22 protein-coding genes are annotated in these 20418 nt (G+C 59.2%); 10 read left to right on the top strand and 12 right to left on the bottom strand.

The window, feature by feature from the left end; genetic code table 11:
* Positions 1-42: 42 nt before the first annotated feature.
* Positions 43-387 (bottom strand): hypothetical protein, encoded by a 345-nt coding sequence (locus tag Q1A51_RS15805; RefSeq protein ID WP_299202964.1) that lies wholly within the window; start codon positions 385-387, stop codon positions 43-45.
* A gap of 209 nt (positions 388-596) precedes the next feature.
* Here Q1A51_RS15805 and Q1A51_RS15800 point away from each other — a divergent pair, with 209 nt between their 5' ends.
* From Q1A51_RS15800 to Q1A51_RS15790, 3 genes are read left to right on the top strand one after another with little or no spacing between them, the layout of a single operon-like run.
* The gene (locus Q1A51_RS15800) at positions 597-1247 is read left to right on the top strand and encodes a carbonic anhydrase (protein ID WP_299600545.1); all 651 of its coding nucleotides are present in this window, start codon (positions 597-599) and stop codon (positions 1245-1247) included.
* 24 nt (positions 1248-1271) lie between these two features.
* Positions 1272-2249, top strand: a complete 978-nt coding sequence (locus Q1A51_RS15795; RefSeq protein WP_299600543.1) for a sodium-dependent bicarbonate transport family permease — start codon at positions 1272-1274, stop codon at positions 2247-2249.
* A 3-nt stretch (positions 2250-2252) separates the two neighbouring features.
* The gene (locus Q1A51_RS15790; RefSeq protein ID WP_299202956.1) at positions 2253-2564 is read left to right on the top strand and encodes a transcriptional regulator; all 312 of its coding nucleotides are present in this window, start codon (positions 2253-2255) and stop codon (positions 2562-2564) included.
* Between the two features lie 505 nt (positions 2565-3069).
* Here Q1A51_RS15790 and Q1A51_RS15785 read toward each other — a convergent pair.
* The 3 genes from Q1A51_RS15785 to Q1A51_RS15775 all read right to left on the bottom strand — a co-directional run bounded on the left by Q1A51_RS15785 (position 3070) and on the right by Q1A51_RS15775 (position 7039).
* Positions 3070-4683: a DUF4139 domain-containing protein gene (locus Q1A51_RS15785; protein WP_299600539.1), complete on the bottom strand. Its 1614-nt coding sequence runs from the start codon at positions 4681-4683 to the stop codon at positions 3070-3072.
* Between the two features lie 97 nt (positions 4684-4780).
* On the bottom strand, positions 4781-5803 hold the full coding sequence (locus Q1A51_RS15780) for an aspartate-semialdehyde dehydrogenase (RefSeq protein ID WP_299553607.1): 1023 nt from the start codon (positions 5801-5803) through the stop codon (positions 4781-4783).
* Between the two features lie 63 nt (positions 5804-5866).
* The gene (locus tag Q1A51_RS15775) at positions 5867-7039 is read right to left on the bottom strand and encodes an MFS transporter (RefSeq protein ID WP_299600536.1); all 1173 of its coding nucleotides are present in this window, start codon (positions 7037-7039) and stop codon (positions 5867-5869) included.
* Positions 7040-7142: 103 nt separating this feature from the next.
* On the opposite strand from Q1A51_RS15775, the gene Q1A51_RS15770 reads away from it, so the two are divergent.
* Positions 7143-8273, top strand: a complete 1131-nt coding sequence (locus Q1A51_RS15770; protein ID WP_299600534.1) for a DUF3095 domain-containing protein — start codon at positions 7143-7145, stop codon at positions 8271-8273.
* On the opposite strand, the gene Q1A51_RS15765 is transcribed toward Q1A51_RS15770, so the two are convergent.
* From Q1A51_RS15765 to Q1A51_RS15755, 3 genes are all read right to left on the bottom strand, one after another.
* A complete protein-coding gene (locus Q1A51_RS15765) occupies positions 8270-9037 on the bottom strand; it encodes an HpcH/HpaI aldolase/citrate lyase family protein (protein WP_299600532.1) in 768 nt (255 codons plus the stop codon). The two genes, Q1A51_RS15770 and Q1A51_RS15765, sit on opposite strands and share 4 nt — an antisense overlap.
* A gap of 158 nt (positions 9038-9195) precedes the next feature.
* Complete coding sequence (locus Q1A51_RS15760; protein WP_299600530.1) at positions 9196-9900, bottom strand: hypothetical protein; 705 nt, start codon at positions 9898-9900, stop codon at positions 9196-9198.
* Positions 9872-10153 carry a hypothetical protein gene (locus tag Q1A51_RS15755; protein ID WP_299202935.1) on the bottom strand — a complete coding sequence of 94 codons (282 nt, stop codon included), beginning with the start codon at positions 10151-10153 and terminating at the stop codon, positions 9872-9874. The genes Q1A51_RS15760 and Q1A51_RS15755 overlap by 29 nt, the downstream gene beginning before the upstream one ends.
* A gap of 173 nt (positions 10154-10326) precedes the next feature.
* On the opposite strand from Q1A51_RS15755, the gene Q1A51_RS15750 reads away from it, so the two are divergent.
* The 4 genes from Q1A51_RS15750 to Q1A51_RS15735 all read left to right on the top strand — a co-directional run bounded on the left by Q1A51_RS15750 (position 10327) and on the right by Q1A51_RS15735 (position 14241).
* Positions 10327-10776 (top strand): hypothetical protein, encoded by a 450-nt coding sequence (locus Q1A51_RS15750; RefSeq protein WP_299202932.1) that lies wholly within the window; start codon positions 10327-10329, stop codon positions 10774-10776.
* 188 nt (positions 10777-10964) lie between these two features.
* Positions 10965-11564, top strand: coding sequence for a ribonuclease HII (locus tag Q1A51_RS15745; RefSeq protein WP_299601138.1), 600 nt, complete (start codon positions 10965-10967; stop codon positions 11562-11564).
* An 87-nt stretch (positions 11565-11651) separates the two neighbouring features.
* Positions 11652-12752, top strand: coding sequence for a site-specific DNA-methyltransferase (locus Q1A51_RS15740; protein WP_299202930.1), 1101 nt, complete (start codon positions 11652-11654; stop codon positions 12750-12752).
* 136 nt (positions 12753-12888) lie between these two features.
* Positions 12889-14241, top strand: coding sequence for an adenylate/guanylate cyclase domain-containing protein (locus tag Q1A51_RS15735; RefSeq protein WP_299600527.1), 1353 nt, complete (start codon positions 12889-12891; stop codon positions 14239-14241).
* On the opposite strand, the gene Q1A51_RS15730 is transcribed toward Q1A51_RS15735, so the two are convergent.
* Both Q1A51_RS15730 and mutY read right to left on the bottom strand, forming a co-directional pair.
* Positions 14238-15374, bottom strand: a complete 1137-nt coding sequence (locus tag Q1A51_RS15730; RefSeq protein WP_299600525.1) for an alkane 1-monooxygenase — start codon at positions 15372-15374, stop codon at positions 14238-14240. The two genes, Q1A51_RS15735 and Q1A51_RS15730, sit on opposite strands and share 4 nt — an antisense overlap.
* A gap of 82 nt (positions 15375-15456) precedes the next feature.
* Complete coding sequence (gene mutY, locus Q1A51_RS15725) at positions 15457-16500, bottom strand: A/G-specific adenine glycosylase (RefSeq protein ID WP_299600522.1); 1044 nt, start codon at positions 16498-16500, stop codon at positions 15457-15459.
* An 82-nt stretch (positions 16501-16582) separates the two neighbouring features.
* Between mutY and Q1A51_RS15720 the strand changes: the two genes are divergently transcribed.
* Both Q1A51_RS15720 and Q1A51_RS15715 read left to right on the top strand, forming a co-directional pair.
* Positions 16583-17104, top strand: coding sequence for a DciA family protein (locus Q1A51_RS15720; protein ID WP_299202920.1), 522 nt, complete (start codon positions 16583-16585; stop codon positions 17102-17104).
* Positions 17101-17799 (top strand): DsbA family protein, encoded by a 699-nt coding sequence (locus tag Q1A51_RS15715; RefSeq protein WP_299202917.1) that lies wholly within the window; start codon positions 17101-17103, stop codon positions 17797-17799. The genes Q1A51_RS15720 and Q1A51_RS15715 overlap by 4 nt, the downstream gene beginning before the upstream one ends.
* A 133-nt stretch (positions 17800-17932) precedes the next feature.
* Here the strand turns inward: Q1A51_RS15715 and lpxK are convergent, their stop codons facing one another.
* Genes lpxK through Q1A51_RS15700 form a run of 3 tightly spaced genes read right to left on the bottom strand, consistent with a single transcriptional unit; the run spans position 17933 to position 20401 of the window.
* Positions 17933-18931, bottom strand: a complete 999-nt coding sequence (gene lpxK, locus Q1A51_RS15710; protein ID WP_299600517.1) for a tetraacyldisaccharide 4'-kinase — start codon at positions 18929-18931, stop codon at positions 17933-17935.
* The gene (locus Q1A51_RS15705; protein WP_299600513.1) at positions 18931-20151 is read right to left on the bottom strand and encodes a glycosyltransferase N-terminal domain-containing protein; all 1221 of its coding nucleotides are present in this window, start codon (positions 20149-20151) and stop codon (positions 18931-18933) included. Before Q1A51_RS15705 ends, lpxK begins: the two co-directional genes overlap by 1 nt.
* A 7-nt stretch (positions 20152-20158) precedes the next feature.
* Complete coding sequence (locus tag Q1A51_RS15700; protein WP_299202908.1) at positions 20159-20401, bottom strand: DUF4170 domain-containing protein; 243 nt, start codon at positions 20399-20401, stop codon at positions 20159-20161.
* Between the last annotated feature and the right edge of the window lie 17 nt (positions 20402-20418).

The raw sequence follows: 20418 nt of genomic DNA, 5'->3' as shown, positions 1-20418 counted from the left end.
GAGCCTAGACTGTTTGGTTGCTGCCGCAAGTGGTCGTACAGATCACAAAGTGATGTTCTGCAGATCCCAAATCGCACTCAACGATCCTTCGCCGGTGCGCATAAGGCGACCAAGCGTGGCTGCCAGTGCCACTTGATCCCGCGCCTTCGCACACCGGACAACGTCACCCGCAACGCCTGCCAGCACATCCATGCCAATCTGATCCGCAATTGCGATCATGGATTTGGCTGCGCGGCGCAGGTCGTCCAGTTCACCCTTGCGATACAACCGATCGCAATGCGCCATGCGCAGAGCCAACTCCTCCATCGCGCGGCACACGACATCTTCGGCATTGGCGGGGTCCATCTCCCCGTATAGCGCATTCAGGCGGTCATGATTGACTTGCACGGATTCGTGCAACTGAATTTGTGTTACTGTCGACAAAACGTCACCTCTACTCACCCAAAAGTCGGTATGCCCCCACGGCTTCGATCCGTTATGGGTCAAACACTCTTCCCAAATCGTTATGATGGGTCAGTCTTTTCGCTCGAATTTGACAAGAATTCGGGCTAGTCACCCTGCCAGACAAGCAATGACCAGATGAACCGGGGACGCACATGCACAGGATCAAGCCGCTTCCTACCTTCCTTTTGCAGCGCTATCAGGGATGGAAGGCGACGACCTATGCCGAGAATGGCGCTTGGTATAAACGCCTTGCGACCGAGGGGCAGCGCCCACGCGCAATGGTCATTTCTTGCTGTGACAGCCGGGTGAATGTGACGTCGATCTTTGGCGCGGACCAGGGCGAGTTCTTTATCCATCGCAACATTGCGAATCTGGTGCCGCCCTTTGAACCGGATGGCGAACATCACGGTACCTCGGCGGCGGTCGAATATGCGGTCAATGTTCTGGAAGTCGCGCATCTGGTTGTGCTTGGCCATTCCCGTTGTGGCGGCGTGCAGGGCTGTATTGACATGTGCGAGGGGCGCGCGCCCGAGCTGGAAGAAAAGGGCAGCTTTGTGGGGCGCTGGATGGACATCCTGCGTCCGAAGTTCCCCGAAGTGGCCGATATGAAAACCCCAGAGGACAAGGCCGAGCGTCTTGAACAGTTGGCCGTCGTGACCTCGATGGAGAACCTGATGTCCTTCCCCTTTGTCGAAGAGCGGGTGAACACTGGCTCTTTGAGCATTCACGGCCTTTGGACAGACATCGCCGAGGGCGGGTTGAAGCAATTCATGGGCAAAACACTTGATTTCCAGCCGGTCTGAGCCGGCACACCCGAGGGGACAGATTTGGATCAGATCCTGAGCCTTGCGGCGACAAACTTGCTGTCGCCCATCATTCTGAGTTTTGCATTGGGTGTGGCCGCGTCGCTGGCGCGGTCCGACCTTAATATTCCAGAGGCCGTGGCCAAGGGCATGTCGATCTACCTGCTGTTTGCCATCGGCTTCAAGGGCGGCGTGAGCGTGGCTGATCACGGCATTGACGGAACGCTGGCGGCCTCCCTTTTGGCGGGGATCGTGTTATCGGCGGCTTTGCCCATGGTGGCCTTTGGGTTGCTGCAGGTGATGGGGAACCTCAGCCGCCTGGATGCAGCAGCGGTGGCAGCCCACTATGGCTCGATTTCCATCGTGACCTTTGTGGCAGCATCGTCTGTGCTGGAAGGTAGTGGGATTGCGGCCGAAGGGTACATGGTGGCCGTTGCCGCAGCTATGGAAGCGCCCGCGATCTTGTCGGCCTTGTGGCTGATCTCTCGCGGTGGGGACAGCCGTCGCATGGACCCTGAACTGATGCGTGAGATCTTGTTGAACGGGTCAATCGTGTTGTTGGTCGGCAGCTTCTTGATTGGTTGGATCACCGGCACGGACGGGCTGGTGAAGATAGAGGCGTTTATCGTGTCGCCGTTTCAGGGTGTGCTGTGCCTGTTCCTGTTGGACATGGGACTGGTTGCGGGGCGCGGCCTGCGCGGTGGATCAGGTGTTTTGCGCCCAGGTGTACTGGCTTTTGGTATGGTGATGCCGCTGGTTGGCGCCACGTTTGGTTGTCTTACAGGTCTGCTGCTGGGCGTCAGCACCGGGGGCGTGGCGCTGTTTATGGTGCTGTCTGCGTCAGCCAGCTATATTGCCGTGCCCGCCGCGATGCGCGTAGCGCTGCCCGAGGCGAACCCATCCATCTATTTGACCCTGTCGCTGGGGGTCACGTTTCCATTCAACTTGACGCTGGGCATCCCGATCTATGTTGCCGCCGCCAGCGCGCTGACCGGAGGATAGACCATGCAGACGCACAAGGCGAAACGCGTTGCCATCATCATTGAGCAAGTGATGCAGAGTCGTTTGACTGATGCCATGGCCGACGCTGGTGTAACGGGATGGACCATATTGCCCGTTCTGGGTGGGTCCGGTCAGTCTGGCACATGGAGCCGTGAAGGTCAGGTCAGCCGTGGTACGGGCATGGTGCAAGTGATCTGTGTGATCCGGCCCGAGCGGTTGGACGCATTGTTGGATGCGGCTTTTACCGTGGTGGAGCGTCATATCGGCATTGTCACTGTGGGCGATTGCGAAGTGCTACGGGCCGAACGGTTTTAAAAAAAGGGGCGGTGCCTCCCACTGGATGCACCGCCCAAACCACTCGTTACCTCACTCATCCGCACGCCACTCACCCATTCACTGGTTCCTTCACCGCGCAGAAGTCTTGTTTCGATGGCACAGCACGAGGCGCAGCGCTGTCGAAGCTGTGATGCATGTGCAAAAACCCGAAGCCCGCGCATCCATCGATCAGGCGAATTAAACATGGCGTCCTGCCACTGACCCATGCAGCATCATGTACTGCAGACAGGCGCGCTTTTGCATCGCCCTGATTGCAGGATTATGGGCAACCGGGGTTGCGGTGTCCTGCGTCGTATGCGGCCCGAGGGGCCCGTTGGTGATGTAAGTATCCCAGCGCAGAATTACCGATTCCTTTCCAGAAACCAGCATTATGTCGAAAATCGCCCAAGGCCTGTAAACACTGAACAAAATCAGGTGATTGAGTGAGGTCTCTACTTGGCTAAACTTTGACGAAACCGCCTAGATCACCGCTATTAGGCCGTTACTAGCGCAGCACCTTATCTTCGGGCCAAGTGAGCTTCGTATTGACCGATATGCTTTGTGTTTGCCCGGCTGGGACTGACATTTGCCATTCGAGAATGCCGCGCTGATCGTTCACCGCGCTGATGTTCGGCGCAGGCGAAGCAGACCAATCAATCACGAGGTCTTCCTGTTCTGAAAAGGGCACGACGTCACGCACTGCCACATCCCATGCCTGATTGGTCAGGTTCTCAACCTCGATCCGCACCTCTTCGGTTTCCTCGTTCGAGCGGGTGATAATCCCGCGATCACCTTCGTTGCGGTTGAGGACGGTACGGGTCAGGCGCAGGCCGTCGATGCGGCCAAAGAATATGTCTGCCTCAGCATTCGGCGGCAGCGCGCTTACTTGGGTGTTGCCCACAAGCTGACCGTCTACATAGAGCAATGCGCGCCCCGGCAGTAGGATTTCGGCGCTGGTGTTGGTGACCTTAGCCAGTCGGAAAGCAGCGTCATCAAAGCGCGGGACAGCGCGCGCGCTCAGCGCTGCGTCCATCACTAACGTATCCAGGGCGATCTCAAGCTCTTCGCTTTTTGCACGGATAGTTGCGGGTGTGGGTAGGGTGTAGGTCACCCCGATGCCGTCGAAATTGGCGGAGGCCACCTCTTGGACGATGACCGGCGCTTCGATGATGGGCTCGGCAATACCCATGGCGCTGTCGGATTCAATGCGCAGCAGTTCACGTTTCTGCTGTACCGGGTCTTCGATCCGGCGACGCTGTGGCCACAATTGGCTGGGTTCGGATTGGGCAAAGGGTTCGAGCGTGGATAGCGTCAGTTCGATGTTGGTCCAATCCTCGTTTGTGAATTGCGAGATGACGGCACTGCGCGCGATTGAAAGGGATGTATTGTCGACCAGATCGAAGGCATAGACGGGCGCCCATGACACACCGCCTGTGATGTAGGACAGGTCGAGCGTTGCCTCTGTCTGTTCAGGCACGTCGATGCTCAAGGACAGCGTCGCGGGGGCCGTGTTGGTTGGTGTTGCTGCATCCAATGCCGCCTGCACTTTGGCAACACTGAATTCAAGGTCGGGCCGCTGGCGCTTCAGTTTCCGTATCTCGACCTCGGCACCTCGCATGGCCGCGCGCGCGGCGGTTCCGTCGCTTGCAATCAGTTGCCCGATGGCGCGCAGCGTATCCACATCCGTCGCTGTATCCTCGGAAACGGTCAGGCCGTTCAGGAAGTCTATCTGATCTTGCGCCGCCTGGGCCGAGGCCTGAGCCAGTGCAATTTCATCATCAAGTGCGGCCAAGACTTCTGTGGCGGCTTCCAGTGCGGCTTTCGCTACCATCCATTCGGGGGTGCGCGGCGCACGATAGGGGCCGTCCGGTCGAGCGGTCCAGCTGCGCGAGGTTATGGTTGCTCCGTTCAGGCGGATGTTCATCGCATCCAGCGACAGGGATGGGTCCATGTCCCGCAGTTCCAGCCTGTGCTGACCGGCAGGCAATTGCAGGCTGGTGTTGCGTGAAACAAGGGCTCCTTGGGCATAGATGGTTGCCGCAACCGGTGGGGCCTGAACCACAAATGTATCGGCGAGGGCGGGCAATGGCAGCAGGGCGAGGATCACGGCAAAACGCATGTGGACACCTTTTGTTTGATATCCCTACTCTGCACCGGGGCGGGCAAAAGAAAAGGGGCCGATTGGCCCCTTGTTCCCCGCAATATGCGTTTTGGCTTCAGCCCTTTTTCAGGATCCGTGTGCCCAGCACTTCGGCAATCTGCACGGCATTCAAGGCAGCACCCTTGCGCAGGTTGTCCGACACGCACCAGAAGTTCAGGCCGTTGTCGATTGTGCTGTCTTGCCGGAGGCGGCTGATGAACGTGGCAAAGTCGCCCACGCATTCCACCGGCGTGACGTAGCCACCGTCCTCGCGCTTGTCGATCACCATGATCCCGGGCGCTTCGCGCAAGATGTCGCGCGCTTCGTCTTCGTCGAGGAAATCCTCTGTCTCGATATTCACAGCTTCGGAGTGGCCAACGAACACGGGCACACGCACGCAAGTGGCCGTGACCTTGATCGACGGATCAATGATCTTTTTCGTCTCGGCAACCATCTTCCATTCTTCCTTGGTCGAGCCGTCGTCCATGAAGCTGTCGATATGCGGGATCACGTTGAAGGCGATCTGCTTGGTGAACTTGGCGGGCTCTACATCGGTCGTGGGATTGTACACGGCCTTGGTCTGGTCCCACAGCTCATCCATGCCGGCAGCACCAGCACCGGACACGGATTGGTAAGTGCTGACCACCACGCGCTTGATCTTGGCGCGATCATGCAACGGCTTCAGCGCCACGACCATTTGCGCGGTCGAGCAGTTGGGGTTGGCGATGATGTTCTTCTTCGCGTAGCCCTCGATCGCGTCGGCGTTCACTTCGGGCACGATCAGCGGCACATCAGGGTCGTAGCGATAGAGCGACGAGTTATCGATGACCACGCAGCCGGCCTTGGCTGCGACGGGCGCGTATTTCTTGGTCGCGTCCGAGCCGATGGCAAAGAGCGCAATGTCCCAGCCCGTGAAGTCGAACGTGTCAAGGTCTTTTGTCGTCAATGTCTGCTCCCCAAAGGACACTTCCGTGCCCAGCGAACGGCGGCTTGCCAGCGCGGCGAGCTCGTCCACAGGAAACTGGCGCTCGGCCAGGATGTTCAGCATTTCGCGGCCCACGTTACCGGTGGCGCCCGCGACGACGACACGATACCCCATAATCGACTCCTTTTCGGGTAGGTGCGTGGCCCTTACACCCATTGCCGGATGGGGGAAAGGGCGTCAGTCGGTGGAGTCACGGCTTAGTGCATAGATCGCCACACCTATCGCGAGCGCGATGGCGAAAAAGCCGAAGATCGCGATGTAGGGTGCGGATGGATCGCCGCCTGCCGTGGCCGTGTGGATGCGCCCCGAGATGGTTTGCATGACTCCGACGCCCCCGATTCCAAAGAGGTTCATCAGGGTAACACCGCGCCCGGTAAGGTGCGGGGGGAAGAAGCTGCGCGCGTGAGCGATGATGACCGGGAAGGACGCGCCAAGTGCGCCGATGGCGGCAAACAGAATGATCGAGGTCCATGGGCCAGCGTCGATCCAGAAGATCACCAGGGCCAGAATTGCAACCGTCAGGGCATTGCCTGTGAAGACGATCCACTTGCGGGTCCCAAAAATTCGGTCGAGCGGGCCATAGGCGATGGTGCCGAGGATCATGGCAAGGCTCATTACCAGCGTGGCAATCCCGATCTGGGCCGTCGTCTGGTCGAATACGTCGCGCAGGTAGGGCCCGATCCACAGGCCACGCACGGCAGCGACAGGAGCGTAGTTGACGAACATGATCGGAATGATGAGCCACAGGACCGGCATGCGCAGCAGGTCAAACAAGGATCCATTGCCTGCAGAGTCTGCTTTGGCCGGGTCGCGGACAGACAGCAGGACTCCTATTGCGACAATGGCTGTGACGGCTGCGAGCGCCCACATGCTGAGGCGCCAGCCCATTGTGTCGACCGCAAAGGCCATGGGGTAGCTGGAGATCAGGTTGCCGATGGTGCCAATCCCGATCATCAGCGCTGCCAGCGTCGCAAACCGGGCCGGATCAAACTCGCGCGCGAAGATGTAAAAACTGGCCATAAGGACGGGTGAGCAGCCAATGCCGATCAGGGCCATGGCGGCGTGGATGTAGATTGGGCCTTGGGCCACAGCGAAAAGGGCCGCCCCGCCTGCGCCACCGACCAGAAACAGCCAGCCACCCGTGCGGCGTGGGCCAAGCGTATCCAGCGCCTTGCCCACGGGCAGTTGCATAAGTGCGAAGGCAAGGAACCAATAGCCAGAGGCCGTGGCAAGCACGTCGGGCGTGATGCCTAGATCAGCCTCAAGCGGGCCTGTCAGAACTGCCAGAAAGGCGCGAAAGAACTGGCTGAGCACATAGGCCAGCGCCAGCAGGATCAATCCGGTTTGCATGGGGTCCTCACTTCTGCCGCTTGCGTGGCATGGGGCGCGGGGAGGTGCAAGGCGCATTGTGTGGGGACCCGCCCGTGATAGGGTCGGGGGGAAGAGGTACAAGATGTTTTATGACGATCTGCCGCGATTGACGGTCTTTGCGGATGTGGCTGATTTGAGCCACTACACGCCTTTGCCTGACGATTGGGTGGTCGGTGTTTCTGACATCGTGGGGTCCACGGATGCGGTGGCTGCGGGCAAGTACAAGACGGTGAACATGATTGGGGCGGCGGTGATCTCGGCCCAGATGAATGCGGCTGGCGGCCGGGCTTTTCCTTTTGTCTTTGGCGGGGATGGGGCGGCCTTTGCACACCCGCCGGAGTTCGCGGAAGAGGCGGGACGGGCGCTGTCTGCAGTTCAAAACTGGGCACGCACCGAATTTGATATGGGTCTGCGTGTGGGGCAATATTCCGTGGCCGACATTCGGGCTGCTGGGCCAGAGGTGGCCGTGGCCCGCTATGCTGTATCGGACGGAGTGGATTACGCCATGTTTGCCGGTGGCGGGGTCAGTTGGGCCGAGGCAGAGATGAAGGCAGGAGCCGACACCGTGCCGCCTGTCCCCGCGGGGACACAGCCCGATCTGACAGGCTTAAGTTGTCGGTGGAGCCACATGAAGGCGCGGAACGGGACAATCCTCTCGCTGCTTTTGTCGCCGGTTGAGAGAGTGGATCAAGCGCGGTTTGGCGCGGTGGTCGAGGTTGTGCTGGCTGAGGTAGCGCATCTGGATCGGGGCGGTCACCCGTCGCCGCCCGAGGGTCCGGGCACGGATTGGCCGCCGGTGGGGGCAACGCTTGAGGCGCATGCAAGCCATGGCGGAAAAGGTGTGAAGGCGGCGCGTCGTAAGGTATTGTTCGAGACGTTTATCGCCTGGGTGTTGATCAAGACCGGCATCAAGCTCGGTGGTTTTGATCCAACGCATTATCGCAAGACGGTCGGCGGCAACGCGGATTTCCGCAAGTTCGATGACGGGCTCAAAATGACGATTGATTGCGATGCGGGCACGGTCGCGCGATTGCGGGATGTGTTGGATAAGGCGCGGGCCGAGGGTGTCGTGCGCTACGGCATGCACACCCAAGACGAAGCCATGATGACATGTATCGTGCCCTCCATCATGGATGACACCCATGTGCACTTCATCGACGGCGCTGCGGGCGGCTACACACAGGCGTCGGTCGGGCTGAAGGCGGCGTCCTAGCGTTTCCAGCGTTGCGCCAACTCGCGCAGGCTTTTGGCGAGGATCAGGAGGTCAAGCCCCGTGGCGACGAACCGTGCGCCCCAGTCGAGAGCGTCCTGCGTGAAGTCGGGCGTTGTGGCGAGGATGCCGGGCGCTTTGCCAGCCGCTTCGATCCGGGCGATGACGTCCTTGATCGTGGCCTGCACCTCGGGGTGGGTGAGTTGGCCCATGTGGCCCATATCTGCAGAGAGGTCTGCTGGGCCGATGAAGACACCGTCGATACCATCGACCGCGAGGATGTCGTCGAGATTGGCGATGCCTGCACGGTTTTCTACTTGGATCAGCAGGCAGATCTGGTCATCGGCGGTGGGGCCGTAGTCGGTGATTGCGCCGAAGCGGCTGCACCGCGCGCCGGAATAGCCCACCCCGCGCCCGCCGGTCGGGGGGTAGCGGACGTCGTGCACCAGTTGCCGAGCCTGTTCCGCCGTTTCGACCATGGGCACCAGTACGGTTTGCGCGCCTGCGTCGAGCACCTGCTTGATAATCCATGTCTCGCCCACCGGAACGCGCACAGCGGCGTGGCTGTCCGATGCTTCCAGTGCCATGAGTTGCATCCGCATTCTCGAGATATCATAAGGTGTATGTTCGCCGTCGATCAGCAGCCAGTCGAACCCGGCGGTGCCCGCGATTTCGGTGGCAAGCGGATCGCCTAATGACAGCCAGCAGCCGATGACGGTGTCGCCGCTTTTGATCGCGGTTTTGAACGGGTTGATGGGGGCGGGCATGGGTGGTCTCCTTGTCTTTGAGAGCACCCTAGACCCGCGCGCGCACCGGTGGCTACTGCTGAAATGCGGCGCATACGCCCCACGCGATTTTATACATCTGCCGCTGGCAGATGGGTATGCCGCCGGCGGAAGTTTACTTGGCAAGATGAAGAGGCTTGTCAGAGAACTTTGATCACGTCCTTTTCGACCGCCAGCATGTACCCGCGCCGTGCGATGTTCTTGACCAGAAGTTCACTGACGATCTGGTTGCCGAGGGTATCGCGCAGGCGCTTGATGCGGGTGGCGCCCGCAGCTTCCTCGCAATCGGCAGCGGAGCGGCCCGAGATGACCCCTTCGATTTCGGAGCCCGAGAGGACGTCGTCGTCCATGCGCGCTTCGGCCAGAACAGACATCGTTTCCATCGCTGCGTCTGTCAGTTTGAAGCCGAGGTTGTTGAGGTAGACCGTGTTTTCCTCGCGACTGATCAATAGGGAGTTCACCTGAATACCTGCCCGTTCGATTTGGGCCATACGGCGGTTGAAGCCCACCAGCAGTATGACGAACACGAGGGCGGCGATCATCATGGCGGTGGCAAAGACCAGCAGCACGAAGATCACCAAACGGTAGCTTGCCAGAGTGTCGGCGAACGCGGTGCCGGACTGGGCGAGGATTTCCAGCAGTTTGATTTCGGCCTGACTCGTGAGGTCGGCATTTTCGATGAACATGCGTTCGACGCGAGCGTCAAAGGCACCTGCATCCGGCAAGGTGAAGAACAGAAGGGCAGCGGCCAGAACCAAAAGAAGGAGAATGCCCGCGATGCCAAGGGTCACGAGCCTGCCGCCCGTACGCCGCATGTCAGAAGCGGAGGTAGTATTGTCCTGCACTGGCTTTCCTTTGATCGAGACCTTCGGGGCCGAATACAGATTGGACCTGCAGCAATGTCCAGCCCTGCGCCGCCAGTCGTGATCTGAGTTGTTGCGTGGCATTCCCGGCGCTGCACGCGCCAGAGACTTGCGCCACACCATAATGCAGTCGCAGGGGGTTGTCCTGTTTGGCTTTGTAGTCCGCAAAGCACTGGGCCTGAGCAGCCCCGGCCAGTGCCAGCGACAAGGCGATAGATATGGCGATCTTTTTCATGATCCCAACCTGCGCTGACTTGGGCAGATATTCAATAACATCAGAGGGCTGAGATACCTGATATTCGATAGCAAGGGGGCGTTATTGCCTGTCTGGCGGGGGTGGCCCCAAGTTTGAACCAGCGCAGATGCTGCTTGGTCTGCTCGGTCAAATCACGTTGGAAAGGACGCCCCATGACACTTCGCATTCACCGCCAGTTTATCGGAACTATTGCCGCCGTTGCCATTGCCATCACAGGTTTCAGTGCTGCCCCTGCCCGAGCAGGTGATGATGAGGTTGGTGCGGCGCTTGCTGCCTTGTTGGGTCTGGCCATCGTGGGCGCCGTCATTCACGAAAAGAAGAAAGACAAAAAGCGTCGTCATACTGTTCACACGCCGGTGCATCCGAAGCCATTGCCCAAGCGTGTGGACCGCAAGCTGTTGCCGCAAAAATGTCTGCGCAGCTTCAACACTGATCGCGGTCATCGCCGCATCTTTGGTCAGCGTTGTCTGAACAACCATTACAAGTTCGCGCGCAGCCTGCCTGCCGCATGTCACCGCGAAGTCTATACAGATCGTGGCTGGCGTCGGGGTTACGCGGCGCGATGCCTGAACCGTCATGGATATCAGTTGGCCCGTCGGTAAGAGCGGGCGGATGGACCATGCCCCCATGGTCCACCTTGCAAAGGGCGGTGTTCGGGCACCGCCCTTTTTTGTTGCATCGCATTGCGGCGACACGAGATGTTTGCACTTTCTTCCAGAAAGTGCGTTTTGTGCCTCCGGCGGTGGTATTTTGGGTCAGAAGAAACGGACAGGCTGTGCCAGACTTTGAGATGGAAGCGCGGATTGGCGGGCGTGTGGCTGGCGTGGACGAGGTTGGCCGTGGGCCATTGGCAGGGCCTGTGACGGCGGCAGCCGTGATCTTGGACCCTGGTGCGATCCCCGAGGGGTTGGATGATTCAAAGAAACTGACCGCGCGCAAGCGGGAGGCTGTGTGGGGGGCGATCCTGGCAACTGCGGATGTGTCTGTTGCCCATGCCACCGTACACGAGATCGAGGAACTGAATATCCTACGTGCTTCACATCTGGCGATGGAGCGCGCTGTGGCTGGGTTGCGTGAGTGCCCTGATCACCTGTTGATTGATGGCACCATGTTGCCGCGTGGCCTGACATTACCTGCGACCCCGATCGTGCGCGGCGACGCCCGGTCGTTCAGCATCGCGGCGGCCTCAATTGTGGCCAAAATATGTCGAGATCGGATCATGGTGGATTTGGCGCAACAGCATCCCGGCTATGGTTGGGAAACGAACATGGGATATCCGTCAAAAAGCCACAGGTTGGCATTGGAAAATCTTGGGGTGACCCCACACCATAGACGAACCTTTAAACCCGTCCACAATATATTGTATCAAGAAAAAATCGTAAGCTCCTGATTCAAAAAAGAATTTGACGGCGAATCGGGTATGACTCACATTGGCTGCAACCAATGAGCGCACAAAGCGCCGGGACAGAGGCAGACGATGACGAAACATGTAAAGGGCGCCGACGCGCTTCCCTTGAACCAGATTATTGCGGGTGACTGCATTGATGTGATGAACAGCCTGCCTGCTGGCAGCGTTGATCTGATCTTTGCCGATCCGCCCTATAATTTGCAGCTCAAGGGTGAGTTGCACCGCCCGGACAACTCGAAAGTTGATGCAGTTGACGATCATTGGGATCAGTTCAACTCGTTCCGCGCCTACGACGAATTCACAACAGCTTGGCTGAAAGCAGCACGTCGCCTGCTGAAGCCCAATGGCGCAATCTGGGTCATTGGCAGTTACCACAACATCTTCCGCGTGGGCGCATCGCTTCAGAACGAAGGGTTCTGGATCTTGAATGATGTGGTGTGGCGCAAGTCCAACCCGATGCCGAACTTCCGTGGCAAGCGTTTTACCAATGCGCACGAGACGATGATCTGGGCGGGCAAAGACGAGAACAGCAAATACACCTTCAACTACGAAGCACTGAAGGCCCTGAACGAAGGTATCCAGATGCGCAGCGATTGGGTTCTGCCCATCTGCACCGGCCATGAACGTCTGAAGGACGAGGCAGGCGACAAGGCGCATCCGACTCAAAAGCCCGAGAGCCTGTTGCACCGTGTGCTGGTTGGGTCGACCAATCCGGGTGACGTTGTGCTTGATCCGTTCTTTGGTACGGGCACAACCGGGGCTGTTGCCAAGATGCTGGGCCGTGAATTCATCGGGATTGAGCGTGAAGCCGCCTATCGTAAGGTTGCCGAGAAACGCATCGCATCCGTGCGCAAGTTCGACAAGGAAGCCTTGTCCGTGTCCGCCTCCAAGCGTGCCGAACCGCGCGTGCCCTTTGGCCAGTTGGTTGAACGCGGCATGCTGCGTCCGGGCGAAGAACTGTATTCCATGAACAAGCGTCACAAGGCCAAGGTCCGTGCCGATGGCACGTTGATCGGCGACGATATCAAGGGATCGATCCATCAAGTCGGCGCTCATCTTGAGGGCGCGCCCAGCTGCAACGGTTGGACCTATTGGTGTTTCAAACGCGAGGGCAAGGTTGTGCCAATCGACGTGCTGCGCCAGCAGATCCGGTCGGAGATGCACGACTAATTCACGAGACACCGCCAGGTGCCTGCGGCCTCACTGAAGGCCCAATAGGGCACTGCACCTACGCCCCGCCTTTTTGGCGGGGCTTTTTTGTTAATACGGTTTACATTAGACGGTGGAGGCAAAGAGGGCAGAGATCATGGTGGATGCAAGCAGTGCGTTGCCGGTGTCGCAACGCACGGATCGCGAAGACGAAATTCCCGCACATCGGCACGCGCAGGAAGCGCTGGCCCGCAACAAGCGGGAAGGCATGGACCTGGCGGTGAAGGCGCGTGTGGGCGCGTTGTCGGTGACGGCGGTAATGCTGGTCTTTCTGAACCCGAACTGGGACGTGATCTGGTATCTGTTCTTGCTGTTCTGTCTGATTCTCGTCGGTTTGGCCCAGCGCCGTGTCGGCCGCGTGGGACAGTCGCGGGCCGAGTTGGCACTGCTATTTGCGGACCTTCTGCTGATGACACTTGCACTGCTGGTGCCTAACCCGCTGCAGAGCGAACCGATGCCGACGGCGTTGATCTACAACTTCGAGGTTTTTCAGTATTTCTTTATCATACTGGCCGCCGGGGTCCTGACCTATTCTTGGCGAACGATCATAGCCATTGGCAACTGGACCATGGCCCTGTGGCTAATAGGGACATTGTGTGTCTGGTGGTTTGGTCGGACATTTCCTGAGCTGACTGATGCAGCCAATGCGATGTTTCCGAACCATCCTGATCTGGCCCGGGCGTTCGACCCCAATAACGTCAATTGGGATTTGCGGTTCCAGCAGGTTGTCGTCTTTCTGGTGGTGGCTGTGATCCTGGCCGTGGCCGTGCGCCGGTATCAGATGCTTGTCCTCGACAGTGCCGAAATGGCGCGCGAACGGACCAACCTGGCGCGGTATTTTTCCCCCACTATGGTCGAAGAGTTGTCGACCAAGGACGAGCCGTTGGGCCAGATCCGTAGCCATGATGCGGCGGTGCTGTTTGTCGATATCGCGGGTTTTACCGCCTATGCCGACAAGCGACCGGCCCAAGAGGTGATCGAGACCCTGCGCGCCTTTCACGCCAGGATGGAGAGCGAGGTGTTTGCCCATGGTGGAACCCTCGACAAGTACCTGGGCGACGGGTTGATGGCGACATTTGGCACGCCATTGCCGTTGCAGGACGACGCGGCCCGCGCCGTGGCCTGTGTGAAGGCGATGGCGGACCGGATGGATGCGCTGAATGTTGATCGCCGTGCAGATGGCTTGCCTGAAATCGATGCACGATTTGGCCTTCACTACGGGCCAGTTGTTCTAGGGGATATCGGTGCAAATCGGCTGGAGTTCGCGGTTCTTGGCGATACGGTAAACGTGGCAAACCGGCTTGAAGCGATGACACGCACGCTGAATGTGCGGGCCATCGTGAGCGACGCTGTTGTAACTGCTGCGGGAGCGTCAGGGGGTTTCTGCCGCGCGCCCGACCAGTCTGTGCGTGGTGTTGCCGAACGTCTGCCCGTTTGGGTGATGGACTAGCGCGGGAGCGGGTTCGCGGCTTTGTTGTACGCCGTCCAATCGGTGATTTCGGGATAGTACATATCCCGCCACTTCTGAACGCGCGGGTTCATAACCCGTTTCCAAACCTTGGGCATCATCGCGGCGATGGTCATGACGGGGTAGCCGTAGGGCAACTGGGGCGCATCGGCTTCGGTATAGTTTTGCAGCACTGGGAAGCGGCGGTCGGGCTTGTAGTGGTGATCGGAATGCCGTTGCAGGTTGATCAGCAACCAGTTCGATGCCTTGTGTGCGGCGTTCCACGAATGGCGCGGTTGCACGTGTTCGTATTTGCCATCGCCCAGATGTTTGCGCGTCAGGCCGTAGTGTTCGATGTAGTTGACCAGTTCCAGCTGCCAGATGGCGACGCCTGCTTGCAGAATGAACAGGCCGACGCCCGCCCAGCCGCCAAGCGCAAAGGCTAGAAGGAAGCACACCAGTTGTAGGTAGGCGTATTTCCAGAACGGGTTTGAGCTGTCTGTGGCTGGTAGGTCCTTACGGGCCAGCATCGCCTTCTCGGCGGTCCACGCAGACAGGAAGCACTGTTTCAGAACGCGCGGGTAGAATCGGTAGAAGCTTTCATTCATGCGGGCCGTGACCGGGTCGCGTGGGGTTGCGACATAGCGGTGATGCACCAGCAGGTGTTCGGACCTGAAATGGGAATAGAGCACCATAGCCAAGAGCGCATCGCCCAACCAGCGTTCGAGCTTATTCTTCTGGTGCATCAACTCGTGGCTGTAGTTGATCCCGACCGTGCCGGTAATGACGCCCACGCCAAAGAAGATCGCCAGTTTTTCGAGCGTGTTGAGGTGATCTGCCGGGGCGACGTAAGCGATCAGGCCGAACAGCATCAGGAATTGCGCGGGCACCCAGGCCGTCGTGATCGTCCGATACCAGAACAGGTCATCATCGGTTGCCTCAAGATCGGCGTTGTCGGTGTTCAGGCCCACCGCCAGATCGAGGATCGAGAACATGTACCATGTCACCACGGGTAAAAGGATCACGGTCCACCCACCGTAGATGGCACTGATGATCACCAGCGGGATCAACAGGAAGGACATTGCAAAGGGCAGGGCATTCTGCACTTTTGCGACAGTTTCCGGCGGGAGTGTCATGCTCGGTTGCTCCTCTGGTTGCGCGCCGCAGCTTAATGACAAGTGCCCGTTTCTGCCAAGGGTGACGCGACGCCGCGTGTCGTCACTTCTGTGCCAGATCGAAGGCCTTGCGCATCACGGTTGGAAGGTCGGAGGGCCGGAATTTGTCTCGCGGAAGGTAGTATCCGCGCTCGGGTTCCGTGTTGCTGACCGTGGCGACCATCACATCGAGAATCAGGTGGAAGTGAGTGAAGGTGTGCCGCACCTCTCCTTCCAGCTTGATCCAGTCGGTCTCAAGCGGCGCGTTTAGCGGGCGCGGTTGCGAGGTGTCTACCCAATCTGAACCGGGCCAGCCCATCATGCCGCCCAGCAGCCCTTTGTCCGGGCGCGTTTCGACCAACCATGCGCCATCTGATCGCTGGGCAAGGTAGACGGTGCCGTGCCGGATCGGCTTGGCTTTCTTCGGGGTTTTCTTCGGCAGTTCTGGTGCCGTTCCCGCCGCACGCGCCTTGCACGGATCGCGCCAGGGGCAAATGCCGCAAGCTGGCGACTTGGGGGTGCAAATGGTGGCCCCCAAATCCATGACCGCCTGTGCGTGGTCGCCCGGGCGGTTCTGTGGTGTCAGCTTGTCGGCATGTTCGGTCAGGATCGGCTTGGATGCGGGTAGGGGGGTATGTTCGTCGAACATGCGTGCCATGACCCGCTCGACATTTCCATCGACCACGACGTGCCGCAAGCCAAAGGCAATCGATGCAATGGCAGCGGCCGTATAGGGGCCGATGCCGGGCAGTTTGAGCAGGGCGGCGTGGTCAGCAGGAAATGCGCAATCGTGATCGGCGACAACGGCGCGTGCGCATTTCAACAGGTTACGGGCGCGGGCGTAGTATCCAAGGCCGGCCCATTCTCCCATGACCTCCGAGTCTTCCGCTGTCGCGAGGTCGGTTACCGTAGGCCAGCGCGCGATGAACCGTTTGAAGTATTCGGTGACGGCGGCAACAGTGGTTTGTTGCAGCATGATCTCGGACATCCAGACAGCATATGGGTCCGGATGCACGCCCGCTTTCCTGTCTGCCGGGCCAACCCGCCACGGCATCTTGCGGGCGTGGACATCGTACCAGTCCAGAAGTTCACTGCTGAGGTCACGCAAGAGTTATGGCTCTCCTATTGAGATTGCTGGTGATCACGCATTGATCCGCTATGATCACGAGTGAGTGACAGGGAACATAGCCATGGCCATGCGGCGTGCCAGTACAAAAGGGTTCAAACGGACAGCATCTTTGCTGACCGGGCGGATTCGGCAGGCCAGTGAAAGCCGGGGCTTTGCCCAGAGCCGCCTATTGACAGATTGGGCCGAAGTGGCTGGGGCAGACGTGGCTGCCATTGCTCGCCCGGTCGAGGTCAGCTATGGCCGTGGCGGTATGGGGGCGACGTTGACCCTGCTGACCACGGGGGCACAAGCCCCAATGCTGGAGATGCAGAAGGACCAGCTGCGCGAACGGGTAAACGCGGTCTATGGCTACAATGCCATTGCGCGTATTCGGATCACGCAAACAGCGGCCACCGGTTTTGCCGATGGGCAGGTGGCGTTTGAACATCGGTCTAAAGACACCGCGCCGACAGAGCCAGCGCCTGAGATGACCCAGGCTGCAGCCCATGTGGTTGCCCCTGTCGAAGACGAAACATTGCGCGCAGCCCTGGAACGGCTGGGTGCACATATCCTTACAAAAGAAAAACAAGGAACACGCACATGAACCGTATCGTTGCTATCCTCGCCGTTGTTGTCGGCGTTGGAGGGTATTTCCTTTATAGTTCGATGCAATCCAGCGGGCCTAGCGCGCAGGAACAGGCACAGGCCGAGCGCTTGCTTGGTGCGGCCAATGCACAGGAAGCATCGGATGATATCGACACGTCATCGGTGGTCGAAATGCAGTTGGGCAACCCAGATGCGCCCGTCACAGTGATTGAGTATGCGAGCTACACCTGCCCGCACTGCGCGACTTTCCACACCGGTGCATACAAGCAACTCAAGTCGGACTACATCGATGCGGGCAAGGTCAACTTCATCTACCGCGAAGTGTACTTTGACCGGTTTGGCCTCTGGGCCTCGGCCATTGCACGCTGCGCTGGCACGCCTGAAACCTTCTTTGGCGTCACAGATATGCTGTATTCCGGGCAGTCCGAATGGGCGCGTGCTGGTGGCGGGGATCCAGCACAGATCGCGGACGAGCTGCGCAAGATCGGTCGCTTGGCCGGTCTGTCGGGTGACACGATTGAGGCGTGCCTGACAGATGCTGACAACCTTCGTACACTTGTCGCTTGGTATCAGCAGAACGCGGCAGAGGATGGCATCAATTCGACCCCAAGCTTTGTCATCAACGGCACCAAGTACAACAATATGGCTTACAACGAGATGTCCCGCCTGATCGACGAGGCGGCAGGCAGCTGATCTGATATGCAGTGCCCGGCCTGATGGTTGGGCACCGCGCTTTTTGTATCTGTCGAATAGACGCGCTAACGCGCGACATGATGTTTTCCATACGCGCCTATCGGCTGCGTTTGCGCCTCCGGCGGTGGTATTTTCAGTCAGAAGAAGTTGGTTTTGGCAGCGCGTTGAGTTTCGCGTCCAGTTGGTCCGGGTTTTCGAAGACGAGTCTGACGGGCAGGGTGATGACCCTTGATCGGAAAGCGGCCGGCAATCGCGCTGCATCCTTTTCCGTTGTGACCAGTTGTGCACCGATGCTGCGTGCTTCGCGTTCCAGACGGGTCAGGAATGCAGTGCTGAGTTTCTGGTGATCGCCGAGTGCTTCGGTGCGGACAACGTTTGCTCCAAGCCCGCGCAAGGTGTTGAAAAACTTGTCCGGTCGTCCGATCCCGGCGAAGGCGACCATTGGTGTGTTCGTCCAGTCCATCCCGGTTTGCAGCGGCTGCAGGTCGGCCCGGATGTGCGGCAACGCTTGTGGAAGGCGGCTGGTGTCAAACTGGCTTTGTGCCTCTTTCGGGCCGATCGACAATATCATGTCCGCCCGCGCCAGTCCGGCTTCCACAGGTTCGCGCAATGGTCCTGCCGGCAGGCACAGGCCGTTGCCGAAGCCGGTTTCGGCATCCACAACTACGATGGATATGTCTTGGTGCAGGGTTGGGTTCTGGAAACCATCATCCAGGATGATCACTGTTGCCCCGGCCGCAATCGCAGCATGCGCCCCGGCAGCGCGGTCGCGGGCAACCCATGTCCGGGCAAAGGCGCTGAGCAGTAGCGGTTCGTCCCCAACTTGTTCGGCCTTGTGTTGGGTCGGGTTTACCTCAACGGGGCCAGTTTCGGTTCCACCATAGCCACGGCTGACAATATGAGGGTCGTGAAAGGCGTTCCTTAGCCGTTCGGCGATTGCCATCACCGTGGGTGTCTTACCGGTGCCGCCTGCGTTTATATTGCCAACGCAAATGACGGGAACCGGCACCCTTTCCGGCGTGCCGCGGGCAAGTCGGCGTGCCGTGGCGCGTGCATAGAGCGCACCAAGTGGTTTCAGCAGCCGCGCCGTCCAGTCAGGTTGCGGTTTGGACCAGAAAGCCGGGGCCCGCATTAGGGTTTTCCTTTGTGTCGTGCGTCAAGGCGGGTTTGCGTCAGCGAGATGATCCGGTCGAGACTGTCCGCGCCGCGTGTCACCACATCCCATCCGGCCATGGCCATATGTGCAGCGTGATCGGGTGTGATCATCTGACCCACAGCCCTACCGAGTGACGTGGTGTCATTCACGATCCGGGCGGCACCCGCATTCATCAATCGCGTGAAAGCATCGACATGGGGGCCGACATGGGGGCCGTAAATGATAGCCGTTCCATGTGCTGCAACGGAGTAAGGGTCACATACGTCTGAACCAGTTCTCATGGACCCACCCAGGAATGTTACGGTGGCCACGCGCAGCCATAACCCGAGTTCCGCATCTTCGTCAGCGATCAGAATTTGTGTGTTCTCGTCCGGAAAGGCACTGTCGGCCCAGTTGGCAACGCGCAACCCCTGGTCGCTTGCATGTTTTTCCGCTTCTTGCGCTTGCGCTGGATCGGAGAAGTGCAGCACCAGCAGCAACCGGTGCGATGCCTTGAGCGCCGTTTTATGAGCTGCCAACACGCTTGGACATTCCGCCGGCGAGGTGCGTGCAGACAGCCATGTCGGTCGCCCCCCAAGCGCGGCCGCCAGATCTGCCAAATCACTTTCAACAGCGGGCATCATTTTACCAAACGGATGCAGCGGCTGTGCCAGTTCCATTGCAGAGACCGGGCGACCCATCTGCGCAAGACGGAGATGCGCGTCTTCGTCGCGCGCGGTGACGTGGTCAAACTGCGCAAGAAGGGCGCGGGGCACTTCCGGTAGCCACCGGTCACGTCTGCTTTCAAATCCATCTCGGGCAGCATCCACCAACATCATGTGGGTACCCTTCTCGGCCGCAGACAGGATTAAGTTGGGCAACAGATCACCCCAGGCCCAGATCAGAACATCGGGCGCCCAGTGGGCAATAAACGCGTCTGTAACAACGGGATGATCGGGCGGCATCGATTCCTGCCAGATGCAGTCAGAGCCGCGGTCGCCAAAATCATCATGCGCTGCTGTCAACAAAACGCTGCATCCAGGTCGCATTGCGGTCAGCCGATGGGCTAGATCATTGAGCGCACGGTTGTTGCCCGGTTCGGCCGCATGAATCCAAACCAGTTCACCGGATGGTCTGTCCCGAGTGGGTGCAAAGGGGGGCGGCGCGCGCCGCCCTGACACTGTGCGATAGGCCGACAGCCCAAGCGATCCGCGCACGTGGTTATCAGCCGAGTTCTTCGGTTGCAGTTGCAGCGTTCTCTTCGTCGCGCAGGCGGTGGAGATGCGCAATGTAGTAACGCATGTGCGCGTTATCGACGGTGCGCTGCGCTTCGGATTTCCAAGCGTCGTAGGCTGCCTGGTAGTTCGGGAAAATCCCGACGATATGCAAATCGTCAACGTCCTTGAACACGTTCCGGGACGGGTCCACCAGTTCGCCACCAAAGACGAGATGCAGGCGCTGTGTCATTGCAATTTCCTTTAACT

Source organism: uncultured Tateyamaria sp. (assembly GCF_947496075.1).
In the GTDB taxonomy this organism is placed as follows: Bacteria; Pseudomonadota; Alphaproteobacteria; order Rhodobacterales; family Rhodobacteraceae; genus Tateyamaria.
Note: the sequence above shows the minus strand (reverse complement) of the source record. Positions and strands in the feature narration are given on the sequence as shown.